Genomic DNA, 16,402 nt, shown 5'->3' on the forward strand with positions numbered 1-16,402 from the left:
TGGGCATCAATCGGACATTCGATCACTGGGGGAGCGTCCTGGTGGACGGTCGGAGGGTGGCCGATTCGGATCCGCGACACTGAAGCCTCCCTTCAGCGCATCGGACGCGGCGAAGGGAGCCCTCGGTCCGGCACGGCTCGCTTGCGAACACGACACGTTTGCCCCTCTCCTCAATGAGTCGTAGCCCGCCCAGTCGTGCCCGCGTCAGGCGCACCGAACCGGACGGTTTTTCCCCAACTGATCGGACAGCCTGCCTTCCTTGTTCCCAATGCAGGACGATGACGGGCGTTTCATCAGAATTTCATGGACAGCCGATAGCCTCATCCGAGGTCGAATCTCTCGTCTTTTCGCAGGAATCACAGCTGATCCGAATGGAGCAGTTCGGCCGAATGCGTCACCGCTCTATTCCGTGCGCGACAGAAATCTCTGTTCTTCGCCGGACTCGGAAGCCGATTTCCTGATTCCAAAGGGGGTCGAGGGCATGTTTGCCTTCGCGTGGGCTCGTCCTGTTCGTCATCGCCACAAGGCGATGGTGGTCGCGTTGTTCCTGGCGTTGGTGGCGATGGCGGTTCCGAGCGCGGGGCCGCCCGCCTCGGTGCGGGTCTCGGGTGAGAACGGGGCGTTGACGACTCCGGAGCATCCGGAGGGGACGGCCTTCGATCCGAATCAGATCAAGGACATCAAAGCGGCTGATCCGGGGGCCGGGGTGAACCTGATCGGGCCGCCGTCGGCGAACGCCATGGGCGATGCCCGCTTGTCGTATCCCCTGGAGGTGCCCAAGGGGAGAGCGGGCCTGGAGCCGAAGCTGGAGGTGAAGTACGGCTCCGGAGGTGCGAACGGCTGGCTGGGTGTCGGATGGGACGTCGCCCTGCCGTCCATCACGGTGGACACCCGCTGGGGAGTGCCGCGGTACGACGCCGGCCTGGAGACCGAGACCTACCTCCTGAACGGTGCGCAGCTCACCCCCGTCGCCCATCGGGGCGAGCTACAGAAGCGGACGGCGGAGAAGGTGTTCCACGCCCGGGTGGAAAGCCGGTTCGATCGGATCGTGCGCCATGGAGACAATCCGGCCGGTTACTGGTGGGAGGTCACCGACAAGGCGGGCACCCGCATGCTGTTCGGCGGGACGGCCGACACGACGCTGACCGACAAGGCGGGCCGCGTCGCCACCTGGGCGGTACGCGAGATCCGTGACACCCACGACAATGTCATGCGCTACCGCCACGCCAAGGTGAACGACGGTGGGACCGCCGAAGCGAAGGTGCCGGGCGGCAACATGTATCCGCAACGGATCACCTACACAGGCCATGGCGACGCCGAAGGCAGATACTCGGTGACGTTCCTGCGCGACAGGGACCGTGGCGAGCCGCGCCGCGCGGACGTGCAGATCGACGCCCGCGGCGGCTTCAAGAAGGTGACCGCTGACCTGCTGCGACGGGTCGAGGTGAAGCTGGACGACCAACTGGTCCGCGCCTACGAGCTGAATTACCGGACCGGTGCGTTCGCCAAGACGCTGCTCGCGTCGATCTCGCAGTTCGGTGCGGACAACCGCCTTTTCACCACGCACTCCATGGACTACTTCGATGACGTCCGCGACAAGGACGGTAATTACCGCGGATTCGCCGAGGGCGCGAAATGGGCGGTCGCCGACGACGACCTCGGGGTGAACGTACGCGAGGGGGAGGCGTCCGCGTTGTCGGCGAGTACGTCGGTGAGCGCGGGCGGGCATCTGTACACGGGCTACAACCCGGTCGCGCCGATCAAATCGGGCTCGGCCGGGGTGAAGATCGGCGCCAACGCCGGTGTCGCCGACGGGCTGCTCGCGCTGGCCGACGTCAACGGCGATAACCTGCCGGACAAGGTGTTCCGCAAGGGCGGCGAGGTCTGGTACCGGCCGAATCTGGCCACACCGGGCGGGCAACCACGCTTCGGCGACACCGCGCTCAAGCTGCCGGGGCTCCCCGCCATCTCTTCGGAGTCGACGTTGTCCGGCACGATCGGCGTGGAGGCCTTCGCCGGGGCCGCGGCGCAGCTGGATCTGGTCTCCACGATCACCACATCGGATCGCTACTTCTCCGATGTCAACGGCGACGGGATCACCGACCTGGTCAACAACGGCGGTGTGTTGTTCGGCTATCTGGACGCGAAAGGTCAGCCCGCCTACAGCGAGGACAGCAAGCGGACCTCGGTCCCGGTGTCCGGGGGAGTGGCGTCGGGGGAGTTCGTCGGCGACCAGCGGGCGGCGTTCGACCGGGCGGTGGACACCGCGCCGTTGCTGGACAGCGTGCGCCGGTGGGTCGCGCCGTTCGACGGGACAGTGCGCATCGACGGGCGGGTTCGGTTGGAGAAAGACACGTCGCCGCAGCGCGCCGCCTATCAGAAGGCCGACGGGGTGCGCGTGACGATCCAGCACAAGGGCACCGAGTTGTGGGCCCAGCGGATCGGGCCGGACGATTACCTGGAGTTCGCGCCGACAGGTGTCAGCGCGATCGCGGTGCGCAAGGGAGAGGCGATCTACTTCCGCACCCAGTCCATTTTGGACGGGATGTACGACACCGTGGCATGGGATCCGACGATCACCTATGCCGGCAGCGCGAGTGTCGATGTCAACGGGTTGAGCAACTCCGTGTTCTCCGCGTCCAAGGACTTCACCCTGTCCGGGCGGCAGTCCCAGGTCACCGCGCCGGTGACCGGAACCTTGAAGCTGACCGGTGACGTGGTCAAGGACAAGGTGACCTCCGACGACCTGAGCGTGGTGATCACCCGCAACGGCAAGGACGTAGTCAACAAGAAGTTGCCCGCCGCCTCGACCGGTACCACCCCGATCGACGTGAGCGTTCCGGTGACGGCGAAGGACAGTTTGTCGTGGCGTTTGCGGGCTGATTCCGCGATCGACCCGAGCGCGCTGAAGTGGGTGCCTCAGGCGCACTACACCCAGGCGGAAGGAGTGGAGACCGTTGTCGACGAGAACGGCAAGCCGACGATCGTGATCAACCCGCCGTACGACCTCGACATGTATCCGGTGTCGAATGGCTCCACACCACAGAAGGCCTGGACGGCGGGCCAGACCGGTCAACTGTTCGTGCAGCCTTTCATCAACCCGATCGTAATGGACAAGGACAACCACACGTTCGTGTTCACGATCAAGAAGCGCGGCGGGCAGCTGCTGGGCAAGCAGGTCATCGAGATCCCCGGCGGACTGACTCCCAAGCCGACGCCGCCGCGGATGACGGTGCAGGTCACTCAGGGCGATGAGCTGTTCTTCGACTTCGCCTCCCAAGAAGAGAAGGCGCCCACGCTGATCAGCGCGTCGGCGATGGTCGGTTTCAATCCGTTCTTCCTGCCGCAGGTGTCCGCCACGGTGTCCGCGTCCGCGAAGCCGGGCGCGTTCGCCCAGCCCTACCGCGGGTGGGGGGTGATCGGCTATCAGGCGCAAGGTGACCGGGCGGCCAAGCCGATCGTGGAAAGCGATCTGGTGCTGGACGAGAGCTTCCGTGACTCGCTGCCCAAGGCGCCCAAAGAGGAGGACGTGCCCGGGTTCAAGGCGGATCCGAAGGTGACCATGCCCAGGCTCGCGGTGCTCGTGCCGATGCCCGCCGAGGGCAGATGGGCGGGCGCGGACGAGAACACCTGGGTCGGGCCCGGCACCACCGCCAGTTCCCGGTACGGCATGGACACCATCGACGTCGTCTCCGACGCCGATGTGGCCGGGGCGAAGGGTGTGCCACGCCGGGGGATGACCGTGCAGGTCTCCACCACGCTCGGCGTCGGCCCGGTCGGCGGCAGCCTGGCGGGCGGTATCACCGCCGGTGGTGTCGACTTCCTCGACCTCAACGGGGACAGATTTCCCGATGTCGTGGGAAGCAGCGGCATCCAGTACTCCGACATGACGGGTGGCCTCGGTGGGACCCGGGGGTCGCTGAACGGGACAGTGCGTGACACGAACTCGGTCGCGGTGTCGGCGTCCGCGGGGGCGGGTAGCCCCGCGCGGACGATGGGTACCGCTCGCGGTACCGACGCGCCCGAAGCGGACGCCGCTTCGACCACAGCCAGGGCGGGGTTGGAAATGCCCGCGCTGGGAATCGGTGGCAGCGTCGGCGGTGGTGAGTCGGCGACGGTGCGGGATCTGCTCGACATCAACGGTGACGGCCTGCCCGACAAGGTCCACGCCGACGGCAAGGTCGCGCTGAATCTGGGCTACTCGTTCGCTGACCCGGAGCCGTGGCCCGCGGGCGCGGTCAACACAGCCCAGACCGGGAACGTCGGAGTCAACCTCGGGGTCAACCTCGACAACTACGGCTTCGCGGGCGGCGTGTCGGCGACGCTGGGCGCGACGACGACCAAGGCCGGCCTGGCCGACGTCAACGGGGACGGCCTGGCCGACCGCGTGTTCGCCGGCGACGCCGGGCAGCCGATCTCCGTGGCGGTCAACACCGGTAGCGGTTTCGCGGCGCCCGTGCCGTTCCGCGGCGGGTTCAGCGAGGTCGCGGTCGACAAGAACGCCAACCTCGCCGGCGGCGCCTACTTCACCTTCGGCTTCCCGATGCCCTTCGGTGGTTTCCTGGTGTTCAACCCCGGCGCCGACGCCTCCACCGGCATCGGCCGTAGCGAGATCGGCCTCCGTGACGTCAACGGCGACGGGCTGGCGGACCACGTCAAATCCACCCGCGACAACGAATTGCTCGTCGCGTCCAACCAGACCGGCCGCACCAACCTGCTCCGCTCGATGACAAGGCCGATGGGCGGGCGCGTCGACCTTGACTACACCCGCACCGGCAACACCCAGGCCATGCCCGAATCCCGCTGGGTCCTGTCCCGTACCACGGTGTCCGACGGCCATCCCGGCGACGGAGCCGACACCCAGCTCACCACCTACCGCTACGAAAACGGCGAGTACGACCGGCTCGAACGCGAATTCCGCGGCTTCGGCAAGGTCGTCACCGAGCAGCGCGACCCTGGTGCGGCCGACGCGCTCTATCGCTCGACCACCGACGAATACCGCACCGACGGCCCGTACACGGTCGGGCTGCTCGCCCGCACCCTGACCGCGGACGGCGCCGGACGGCCACTCACCGAAACCGTCAACACCTATCAGCTCCGCGACGCCGCCGATGGGGGAGCGGCGAAATCGGCCAGTGTGTTCCCGCAACTGACCAAAGTGGACAAGCACTTCTATGAAGGCGCCGCCGAACCCGGTAAGTCCACGCGGGTCGAGATGTCCTACGACGAGTACGGCAACCTGATCCGGTCGTTCGACGCGGCCGATGTCGGCGCCGCCGACGACGTGGAAACCACCTACGGCTACAGCGCGTCCGATCCGGCTTGCCGGGACCGCAACATCGTCGGTGTCGTCAACCTGGTCAAGCAGCGAGGTACGGTCGGCGACGCGGCCTCCCGGCACAGTGAATCCACAGTGGACTGCGGATCCGGGGCGATGCGGCAGATCCGCCAGTACCTCACCGACAGCGTTTCGGCCGACACCGACATGGAGTACTACCCGGACGGGAACCTGAAATCGGTCACCAATCCCGCCAACCGGTCCGGTCAGCGCTATCGGCTGGAGTACGGCTACGACACAGTCGTCGGCGTCCACATCGAGTCCATCGTGGACAGTTTCGGACTGCGATCGAGCACGACGCACAACCTCAAGTACGGTCAGCCGGAGCGCACCACCGACCAGAACGGCCAACTGGTACTGCGCGGCTACGACAGTGTCGGACGGCTCGACACCGTCACCGGGCCGTACGAGATCGGGTCCGGCAAGGCCACGATCGACTTCGACTACCACCCCGAAGCCGCCGTTCCCTACGCCACCACCCGGCACCTCGACCGCGACGCCGCAGGCGTGCGCGAGGACACCATCGACACCGTGACCTTCGCCGACGGCCTCAAGCGTCTCCTGCAGACGAAGAAGGACGCCACCGTCGCGGAGAAGCCCGGTGACGAGCCGGAACAGGTCATGACCGTGTCCGGGCGCGTCAAGTTCGACTTCGCCGGGCGGGTGGTGGAGCAGTACCACCCGGTCACCGAACCCAAGGCCGGCGACAACAGCACCTTCAACGCCGCCTTCGACACGGTGGCGCCGACGCGCGTGTCGTTCGACGCGCTCGACCGGCCGGTCAAGACGGTCGAGCCGGACGAGGTCACCAGCACCGCGACCTACGGATTCGGCCCCGACAGGGCCGGAACGACCCGGTTCGAGACGACCGTCACCGACGGCAACGGCAAACAGAAGCGCACCTACCAGGACGTCCGCGAACTGACGACCGCGGTGAAGGAGTTCAATCCGGCGGGTGGGCAGCCGGTCATCTGGACCGGTTACGGCCACGATCCGCTCGGCCGGCTCACCACCGTGGTGGACGACAAGAACAACACCACTCGGTCCGAGTACGACACCCTCGGCCGCCGCACCGTCCTGGACAGCCCTGACGCCGGTCGCACCGAGACCCGCTACGACCTGGCGGGGAACACGACGGCGAAGGTCACCGCGAGCCTGACTGCGGCGGCCAAACAGGTCGAGTACGACTACGACCAGAATCGCCTCAAGGCGGTCCGATATCCGACCTTCCCGGCCAACAACGTCACCTACACCTACGGCGGACCGGGCGCCCCCGACAACGCCGCGGGTCGGGTCACCGAAATCCGCGACGCCGCGGGTACCGTCACGCGCGGTTTCGGCCCGCTCGGGGAGACCGTCCGCGAGACCCGCACCATCAAGATCGCCGGGCAGGCGGACCGCGCTTACACCACCCAGTGGCGCTTCGACGCGTTCAACCGTGTCCTGCAAATGACCTATCCGGACACCGAGGTCCTCACCTACACCTACGACAGCGGCGGTCAAGTCGTTCGCGCCACCGGCACCAAGAACGGGACCGGCTACACGTATCTCAACCGGCTCGACTACGACAAGTTCGGCCAGAAGGTCGTGCAGGAGGCCGGTAACGGGGTACGCACGACCTACACCTACGACCAGGCCGACCGCAGGCTCGCCACCCTGAAGTCGAAAGCGCCGGGCGGCACCGAATTCCAGAATCTCGGCTACACCTACGACAAGGTCGGCAACATCACGAAGCTGGCCAACGAGGTGCCGGGGAACGGAACGATCGGCGGGCCCAGCAGCCAGACCTACGGCTATGACGACCTCTACCGGCTGACCAGCGCCAATGGCCAGTACACCACCAAGAACAACCAACAGGACAAGTACTCACTGGCGCTGGGTTATGACTCCGTCCACAACACCACCACCAAGACCCAGCACCACGAGATAACCGGAACCCTCGCTCCGGCCGGGGTGGAGAAGGCATCGTCGAACCAGGGCGCGGCGTCGCCGGTCGGGGGCGGCGGGGGAAGCCCTGCGTCGGGCCCGACGTGGTCCGGCCCGATCGAGCCGGTCGAGGATCCGGCCAACCCGGCCGAGGTCCAGGACAAGACCAGCTACGACTACCGGTACGACTACGGGAGCGGGAAACCGCACGCGCCGAGCAAGGTCGGCCCGATCACCCAGGCCTACGACGCGAACGGCAATCTCACCGACACGGTGAACACCGCGGCGGGCGGCAAACGACGTCAGTACGTGTGGGACGAGGAAAACCGCCTCGCCTGCAACTCCGACGACGCCACCACGGCGGTTCCTCAGACACCGGCGGGCTGCACCGGTGCGGCCGTCACCTACACCTACGACGCGGCCGGTGAACGCGTGATCAAGAACGGTGACGGTCAATCCCTCTATCCCAACCGTGGCTACAGCGAACGGAACGGGACCGGCTACAAGCACATCTTCATCGGCGACAATCGCCTCGCCACGAAGACCGTCGCGGCCGAGGGTGTCGAGAACGCCCAGTCCTTCTTCCACGCCGACCATCTCGGCTCGTCCGGCTACGTCACCGACAACCTGGGCACCGTCACCGAACATCTCGAGTACATGCCGTTCGGGGAAACCTGGGTGGAGGAACAAGCCGGGCGCGGTGGGACTCCGTACAAGTTCACCGGCAAGGAACTGGACGACGAGACCGGCCTCTACTATCACGGCGCCCGCTACTACAACCCCAGAACACAACTCTGGGCAGGCACCGATCCCGCCCTCGCCGAATTCATGGCCGGATCGAAGACCGCGGGAGGTATCACCGATTCACGGAACCTCGCCGTGTACAGCTACACCCACAACAACCCGGTGATCTTGACCGACCCCGATGGCAGGGAACCTCGACCGGCGATTCCGTCGCCGCCGCCACCGCCGACGGCCGAGAACCACGAGAAAGCCAACAAGGACGGATCGGGGCCGAAGAACTACGACACGTGGAAGCCCAGCCTGGTGGAGAAATCGACGCTGCAGACGCTCAGGGCGCAAGCGTTGCTGGGCGCGGGGGCGGCCAGTGATGCGGGGATGGTGATCGCGGCGGACATGCTGGTGCACTTCCTCGGCAATTCCGGGAGTCAGTACACCGTCAATGTCGACAAGATGCTGAAACAGATCGACGGGTTCCAAAGCGAAGTCGAGGGTGTCGCCCTCAGGACGGCGATGCAGGTATGGAGTGGATTCCCGTCCGGTCATCGAGAGTCCTTTGCCTTCGAAACCGGCTACTCGAACAACTATCGAGCGGACTACAAGTCCAACCCGGACTGGTATGCCGCGCTCGGTACGTTCGACTTCCAGATCAGCGGTGTCGTGACGCCGACCGCCGACGGTGGCTACGACATCACCTATCAGGTGAGCATCTACGACTACTACAACTGGGAATCGACCGGCTGGCGCCCGTGGCGGCAGGCATCCGATCTGAATGATCTGCATCGCGCCGGGTGGGCACAGAACTTCGATGTCATCGGAAGGTCCAGCCCGCGAACCTTCCATGTCCCGCCTTCGTGATTCTTGACCAGGTTGCCGTGAAGGAGTCCTTTGAGTGACGGTCATGTCGATGTCTTCGATCTCGCCGACCCACCCTTCGGCTTGTGCGCCGGTCCGGCGGTCGAGCCGCTCTGCCTGCCGTCTCAGTACTGTGACGTCGTATGACCGAGATCGAGATCACTGGAGACCTGGTCCGCGACCTGCTGCGGGAGCAACATCCAGACCTTGCTGGGCTGGCCATCCGTGAGGTGGCGGGCGGCTGGGGCAACCAGATGTGGCGTCTCGGGAACGAGTTGGCAGTGCGCATGCAGCGCATGGATTCCACCCCGGAGCTCCAGTTCAAGGAGCGGCGGTGGCTACCCGTGTTGGCCCCGCGCTTGCCGCTGCCGGTGCCGACCCCGGTGCGGTTCGGCGAACCGTCCGAGCGCTTCCCCAAGCACTGGACCGTGATGACGTGGGTTCCTGGTGAGCCGGGAGACCACGGCTCGATCAACCGCGGCGCCCACGCGGCCGACACGCTGGCGGGTTTCCTCCGGGCGCTCCATGTGGCGGCGCCCGCCGAGGCGCCGATCGCTAAAGACCGCGGTGCCCATCCAAAGGACTGCACAGGCGGCTTCGAGAACTTCTTCCAGGCCGTTGCTCCTGACGACATCGCTGCCGACGTCCGGGCCGTCTGGGACGACGCCGTTGCGGCCGAGGCGTGGGAGGGCCCGCCGGTGTGGGTGCACGGCGACCTCCATCCCGCCAACGTGGTCGTCTCGGACGGAACGTTGTCGGGCATCGTCGACTTCGGTGACCTGTTCGCCGGTGATCCAGCGTGGGACCTCGCCGCCGCATGGGTACTGCTCCCCGCGGGCACGGCCTCACGATTCTTTGACACGTACGCGCATGCGGACGAGGCGACGATCCGGCGGGCCCGCGGGTTGGCCGCGATGAAGAGCCTCTTCCTGATGCTCATGGGGCAGAACGGAGATCGGGGACTTCCTGGCGGGAAGCCTCACTGGGGGCCTGCGGGTCGGGCCGCACTCGATCGTGTTCTGAAGGGTGTTTGACGCACGCTTCGTTGAACCTGCTTGTTTAAGGACCGCGCGGCAGTACTCCTCGGCTGGTTGGGTGCTCGGGGGGCATTCCGGCTTCTCCTACCCGTCGGCGGCTCGTGTGAGGGCCGGAATTCCGAAGGTGCCAGTGGGTGTGCAACGTCCTGGCCGGTTTCCGCGACGTCCTCGACATGACCGACGACGCGCGGCCGGCAGCCGCGAGCACCTCCTCAGCGCCGGGTCCGGCACCGTCTTCGGTGAAGCGGCTGCCGGAGCTGACCCGGGCCGCGATGTGGACCACCGCGATCGTGATCACCGTGCTGACCGCGGGCGTGGTGACTGTGCTGTGGTGGCCGGCCACCGCCGGTGCCGGACTCGTCGGTGCGGACCTGGTGAAGACCCGTCTCGACGCGCTGAAGATCGGGCTCAGCGTCGGTGTCGGCAGCGGCGGTGTGGTCGCCCTTTACCTGGCGTGGCGCCGCCAGCACTCCACCGAAGCCGACCTCGACAACCGCGAACGCGTCCTCGCCCAGCAATACGAAGTCCTCGCCCACCAACAGGCCGTCGCCGCCGCCACTCAGGCATACCAGGAACGCGTCGCCAACGAGGCCCACGTCGATGCCGCCGCCCGCCGGATCACCGAGTTGTACACGAAGGCCGTCGAACAACTCGGGTCCGACAAGGCCCCGGTCCGGCTCGGTGGCCTCTACGCCCTCGAACGCCTCGCCCAGGACAACGAAACCCAGCGTCAGACCATCGTCAACGTCCTCTGCGCCTACCTCCGCATGCCCTACGATCCTCCAGCCGAGTCAGACCATGACGATGACGCCGGTACCGAGAGAAGTGACAACTATCGCGAGCGCGTACAGGAACGCGAAGTGCGGCTCACCGCTCAACGCCTCCTCCACGATCACCTCGACCCCATCCGTGACACCGCTTACTGGGGTGCGTTGGACCTCGACCTCACCGGCGCCCAGCTCATCGACTTCGCCTTGACCGGCGCCCGGGTCGGCACCAGCACTTTCCGCAAAGCGATCTTCTCCGGCACTGCCCGGTTCGGCAGGGCGACCTTCACCAGCGACGCCCGGTTCGATGAAGCGACCTTCACCGGTGACGCCCGGTTCGACGAAGCAACCTTCACCGGAGCTGCCTGGTTCGGCGGGACGACCTTCACCGGCGATGCCTACTTCGGCAGGGTGACCTTCACTGATGACGCTCTATTCGGTCAGGCCACCTTCATCGGTGACGTTCTGTTCAGCCAGGCGTCCTTTTCCTATGCCGCCTGGTTCGGCGAAGCGACCTTCATCGGCGACGCCTGGTTCAGCAAGGTGACCTTCACTGGTGACGCCCGGTTCGGCGAGGCGACCTTCACTGGTGACGCCTGGTTCGGCGAAGCGACCTTCTCCGGCGATGCCCGGTTCGACAGGGTGACCTTCAACGGTGACACCCGGTTCGGCGAGGCGACCTTCACCGGTGACGCTTGGTTCGACAAGGCGACCTTCTCCGGTATCCCCGAGTTCGATGAGGCGACCTTCAGCGGTGAATGCTCGTTTGACGACTCGAGGGTCGATGACAAGGCCTTTAGCCTCGCTGGCCTCTCCAGAACAGGCGATGTCCCCACCAGCCAGGGCTGACTGACGCTGGTGAAGGTGTTTTCGGGAGGTCTTCCGGCCCACTTCGGCTATCGCTGCGGAAGCGGTGGCTGCCGGAACGTGAGCGGCGATCGACTCCATTGGGCCGACAGGATCGTGTCCGCCAACGCCGCCGTCGATCCCCGTGCCGTTCCCCGGTGGCTCAGCACGAACGTCACCGATCCCGGATCGGGCAACCCGCTGACCGGGACCAGCCCGTCCGGGACCACGGACGCCGCGAACAGGCCGACGCCGAGTCCTGCTTCGAGCCCGGCCCGTAGGCCGTTGAGCCGTTCGCTGACGCAGCCGATCCGCCACTGGACACCGTTACGGCGCAACGCGTTCAGCGCGCGGGCCCGGGTGACGCTCGGCTCCGGGTAGAGGACCAGCGGCACTGGCTCGCCCGGGATCAGGTCCAGTCCGGGCGAGCTCACCCACACGAGCGGATCCCGTCGCACGCCCTGTCCGGAGTCGCGCTTGGCGAGCACCAGGTCGAGGTCTCCGTCGGCGAGCCGGGAGTGCAGCACCTCGCTCAGCTCGACCGACAGTTCGAGGTCGATCCCCGGATGCGCGCTGCGGAACCGGCCGAGGACGTCCGCGGCGTGGCCGAGCAGGAAGTCCTCGCACACCCCGAACCGGACCCGTCCGCGTGGGCCCGGCCGGGAGAAATATCGCAGTGCGCGGTCCTGCTGGTCGAGGATGCCACGGGCGAATCCGGTCATCGTCTCGCCATCGCCGGTGAGCCGCACGCTGTGCGTGTCGCGCTCGAACAGCACGCTGCCGAGCGCCGTCTCGAGACGGCGGACATGCTGGCTCACCGTCGACTGCCCGAGATCCAGCCGGCGGGCGGCTTCGGAGAACCCGCCCGCCTCGGCCACGGCGAGAAAAGTGCGCAGCAGCACCGGATCGATCACTACTCCGGAGTACCACTGTCAGTGCACGACCGTCTACCAGGTGTGTGCGCTGCCACTACCGGCGGCGGGTGATCACCACCGGCTTGAGGTCCTTGGGGATCGCGGCGAACGCGGACACCGGAACCCCGAACGAGGCGGCGAGAATCTCCCTCGGTAGCGAGTTCAGCGTCCCGACGATGCCGATGTCGTCGTTCGGCTCCCCGGTACTGGTGTTGAACATGACGAGCACGTCCAGACCTTCGGTGGTGCTGGCATTCGCGAAATAGTGAAAGAACCCCTGCGGGGCGAAGACGAGTTCCCCTGTACTCGCGCTGAAAACTTGGTTGTGATAGCTGCCGTCCTCGTGCGTGCCGAGAATGCTCCAGTCCGCTTTGCCGGAAATGATGTAGCTCAGCTCCCACGCGGAGGGGTGCCAGTGCGGTTCGCGGACCCCGCCGGGGTCGAGGTGCACCAGATACACCGAGCCCTGCTGACCGGCCAGCACCGGGAAGTTCTTCTCGTGGGCTCCACGCAACGTCCCACCGTCATGGACAACCGGCGCGGATTTGACGAGCGGGAAAACATACGGTGGCGTGGTCGTTTTGGCCGGTTCCGCCGAGCTCGCCCCCGCCGTCCCGGTCGCCCCGAGCGCAGTCGCGGCGGCGATTCCCGCACCCGCGCCGAGCGCACCCCGCCTGCTGATTTCCGACATTCTCTCCGCCTTTCCCAAAGAACGAGGAAGATTAGCTTCCTCATGATTCTTTCCAGAAATACGAAGACCGGAAAGTGTCTCGCGCGGATCACTGCTATCGCGTGCCGCGATGAGCGGCCGCGCTCCTGAATCTGTGGAACAACGACATTTCCGGCGCGCTCGGTCTGAGGCCGTCGAGGCCGCAGCGGCGGAGGCGGCCGGCCGAGGGTGCGGCTCGGGTATGGTCCAGGCTCTCGCCGGAGCTGTCCGACGTCGGGGTTCGCCGGATGGCCATCATCGCTGTACCCGAACCATGTTGAACAGGACACGAACTTTCACAGAGCGGACTCTTTGAGACGCTGGTGGCGTATTGGCCGGACGAGAAGGGGCTGTTTCCGTCGGAGGCGGATCGCTCGATCCATCTCGTGGAGCGGCAGCCGGTCTTGTGGTCGGATGACGGTGGCGATCGACGCGTGGCAAGGGGTACCGCGCACCGTCCGGCTCGCTCGTCTCGACCCCGTCGCCAACCGTGCGCCGGGAGCTTTGTGGTTCGACCTCACTGATGGCGCCGAGGGTGCCGTTGGGTGTCTGTCGCAGGAGGCGCCCCTCGGACGCGGCTACACCGGGCAGACGCCCGAGCGGATGTAGTAGGCGTGGTCGATCTGATTGGGGTTCCGAGTTGGGGGCGCTTGCGGCTGACCGGCTCGCTGGGCTCTTCGAATCGGTGCGGCTCTCCTCTGATCTGCGCGGCCGGCATCCGCACCAGCTCTCCGGAGGGCAGCGCCAGCGGGTCTGCATCGCCAGGGAGCTGGCGCTCGATCCGGACCGACTAGGCCGACGAGCGCCCTCGACGTCACCATCCAGGCACGGATCCTGGTTCTCCTGTGTGCGTTGTAGAGCGAACTCGGGTTCGCCTGTCTGTTCATCAGCTTGCCGACCGGGTTGCGGTGAGGCGCCGAGTCCATGTCGTGAAGCCTGGCGACGACTCCGAACCGATGATCTCCTTCCACCGGAAAGAAGACCTCCGCGTTCTCAGGACGTCTAGCGGTACGGACGCGTGACCGTGGTCGAAGTGCGCTTCACCGGCATCGACTCGATTTCGGGTGTCGGCCGCGCCCCGGTGTCGAAGCCTTGTTGCTGTCCGGCGCGCCTGGGCGAGTTCCCATTGTGGTCTGGACCACATTCGAGAGCGGGTCCGTATCTACCAATGGAGGTTCGAGTAGGCAACCGACGAAGGTCGGGTCAGTCATGGAGCAGATTCCGTTACAGGCAACCGGGTGAATTCGCGTTCTTCCGTATCACCCCGATGTCATCGATGATCGAGAGTGGCCGTTATAAGGCCGTTTTCGGGGGTTGCACAATACGCTGCACGTGCGCATGACCGTGCTGCTCACATGATGAGAATCCGGATTGGCAAGATCATTTTCGCGTTTCCGCAGTTGGTGGCGTTGTGGACGGGGGAGAAGTGATCTTCGGGCTCCCGTTTCCGCTTTTCCGCGTTTGAATCGACGGTCCGCAGGGAACCAGGAGGCGCCGTCATGGCGTCGCCTACGTCGAAAAACGGCCTGAACTGGAAAAAGTCGAAGAAGGGAGGGGGTCTGCGATTGTTCCGTCGGGCGCCGAGTCCGGCGGGTGGAACTTCCCTCTTCGTTTGTTCTTAACGCATCCGCCATCCCGTGGATGTGTTACTTCGAGCTTGCCTTCTTTGTGTTCGGTGCTCGATGTGGTTCCAGGATGTGCGTCGGGTTGACACTGGTTCAATTAAATGAATGCCAGATATTGCCACCCTGTGTAGTGCCGAGAGCTTTTCGGTCGAGCAGCCTTTCCCACCATTGGCGGTACAGACGATCTCCCTCCCCGGGCAGCGTGTTGTTCCGGCCCGATGTGGACACACCGTTCCACGGGTGGGGGAACAAGGAACGTGACGCGGTACGGAACGCGGCTCTCAACTCGGATTTTCTGTTGACAGGGGAGGAATCGGTCATGCGGCCTGCGCCAGAACAGTACGGCCACACTGGACGGAAACAGGTGCCGACGCGGCGGTTCCAAGAAGTACTGGCCGGCTTGGCGAGCAGGCACGGCGTTCCGGGAGCACAGCTCGCGGTGCTCGAAGCCGGCCTGACGACAGTGGTCCAGACCGGTGTGGAACATCAGGACAGACGGAGACCGATGAGCCCGTCTTCCGCCGTACCGATCGGATCGGTCACGAAACTGGCCACCGCCACGGTCGTGATGGCGCTGATCGCGGACGACGACCTCGAACTGGACCAGCCGGTCGGCGAGATACTGGGCGACCCCGGTCTCGCCGAGGGAATGACGCCACGGCATCTGCTGAGCCACACCAGCGGCCTGCCCTCCGATCCTGCCGACGTCACCGGCGCATGCCTGCGTGAAATCCGGGCGGCGGTTCCCGTCTCCCCGCCCGGGACAGCGTTCTCGTACTCGAATCTCGGCTATGCCCTGGTGGGATCGGTGATCGAAGCGGTCACCGGGATGACCTGGCGTGAAGCCGTCGAGGCGATACTCCTGCGACCACTGAAGATCGAGCCTTCCTACGCCGGAAGCCCGAGAACCGTCACCGGACACGGCCGTGCCACCGGACCGTCCGGTGCGCGCCCCGTCGAGCAGGCCTTGCCGCCGATGCTCGAACCCGCGGGCGCGCTGGCGCTGAGCGCCGCGGACCTCATCGAACTGGGCCGGGTCCACCTGGGAAAGCCGGGATTGCTCGACGTCGTGACCGCGGCGGACATGCACCGGCGGGTGCCCGACGCCGAGCCGTTCGGTCTGGCCGACGGCTGGGGTCTGGGGATCGCGCACTACGAGGAAGACGGTGAAGTCTGGCTCGGCCACGACGGCACCGCCGACGGCACCTCCTGCCAGCTGCGGATCGATCAGGGGGGCGCCTGCGTCGTCGCGTTCACGGCGAACGGCGCCGCAGGCACGGACATGTGGCACGACCTCGTCGCCGAGCTCCGCGCGCTCGATATCGCGATCCCGGAACGACGGCAGCCCGTACCGGCCCGTCCCGTCCCGTTCCCGGCCGGCGACTTCGGCACCTACCGCAACGGCGCTCTCGACTACACGATCCGTCCCGGCGGACATGCCGGAGCCGACCTGGTCGTCGACGGCGAGGTATTCCCCGAGTTCACCCTCCACGACGACGCCTCGTTCACGGTGCGCGACCCCGTCACCGGGCGCCCGACGCCGTGCGGCCGCCTGCGCGGAACGCCCGGCGCGGCCACCGCGATCGAAATCGGTGGCCGCCTCGCGCGGCGTCACTGAGCCGTTTCTCCCTCCCCGTCCCCCTG

The 16,402-nt window shown here is 66.2% G+C and carries 6 protein-coding genes; 4 read left to right on the forward strand and 2 right to left on the reverse strand.

The window, feature by feature from the left end; genetic code table 11:
• Window positions 1-409: 409 nt before the first annotated feature.
• From CFP71_RS13045 to CFP71_RS44905, 3 genes are all read left to right on the forward strand, one after another.
• Window positions 410-8,863 carry a SpvB/TcaC N-terminal domain-containing protein gene (locus CFP71_RS13045; RefSeq protein WP_244199655.1) on the forward strand — a complete coding sequence of 2,818 codons (8,454 nt, stop codon included), beginning with the start codon at window positions 410-412 and terminating at the stop codon, window positions 8,861-8,863.
• 140 nt (window positions 8,864-9,003) lie between these two features.
• Window positions 9,004-9,894 (forward strand): aminoglycoside phosphotransferase family protein, encoded by an 891-nt coding sequence (locus CFP71_RS13050; protein ID WP_093934120.1) that lies wholly within the window; start codon window positions 9,004-9,006, stop codon window positions 9,892-9,894.
• A gap of 137 nt (window positions 9,895-10,031) precedes the next feature.
• Complete coding sequence (locus tag CFP71_RS44905) at window positions 10,032-11,513, forward strand: pentapeptide repeat-containing protein (protein ID WP_093934121.1); 1,482 nt, start codon at window positions 10,032-10,034, stop codon at window positions 11,511-11,513.
• Window positions 11,514-11,560: 47 nt separating this feature from the next.
• On the opposite strand, the gene CFP71_RS13060 is transcribed toward CFP71_RS44905, so the two are convergent.
• Both CFP71_RS13060 and CFP71_RS13065 read right to left on the reverse strand, forming a co-directional pair.
• Window positions 11,561-12,424 (reverse strand): LysR family transcriptional regulator, encoded by an 864-nt coding sequence (locus CFP71_RS13060; protein WP_093934122.1) that lies wholly within the window; start codon window positions 12,422-12,424, stop codon window positions 11,561-11,563.
• A gap of 55 nt (window positions 12,425-12,479) precedes the next feature.
• On the reverse strand, window positions 12,480-13,115 hold the full coding sequence (locus CFP71_RS13065; protein ID WP_093934123.1) for a cupin domain-containing protein: 636 nt from the start codon (window positions 13,113-13,115) through the stop codon (window positions 12,480-12,482).
• Window positions 13,116-15,077: 1,962 nt separating this feature from the next.
• Here CFP71_RS13065 and CFP71_RS13075 point away from each other — a divergent pair.
• Window positions 15,078-16,376: a serine hydrolase domain-containing protein gene (locus CFP71_RS13075; RefSeq protein WP_244199656.1), complete on the forward strand. Its 1,299-nt coding sequence runs from the start codon at window positions 15,078-15,080 to the stop codon at window positions 16,374-16,376.
• Window positions 16,377-16,402 lie beyond the last annotated feature (26 nt).

Source organism: Amycolatopsis thailandensis, assembly GCF_002234405.1.
Classification (GTDB): Bacteria; Actinomycetota; Actinomycetes; order Mycobacteriales; family Pseudonocardiaceae; genus Amycolatopsis; species Amycolatopsis thailandensis.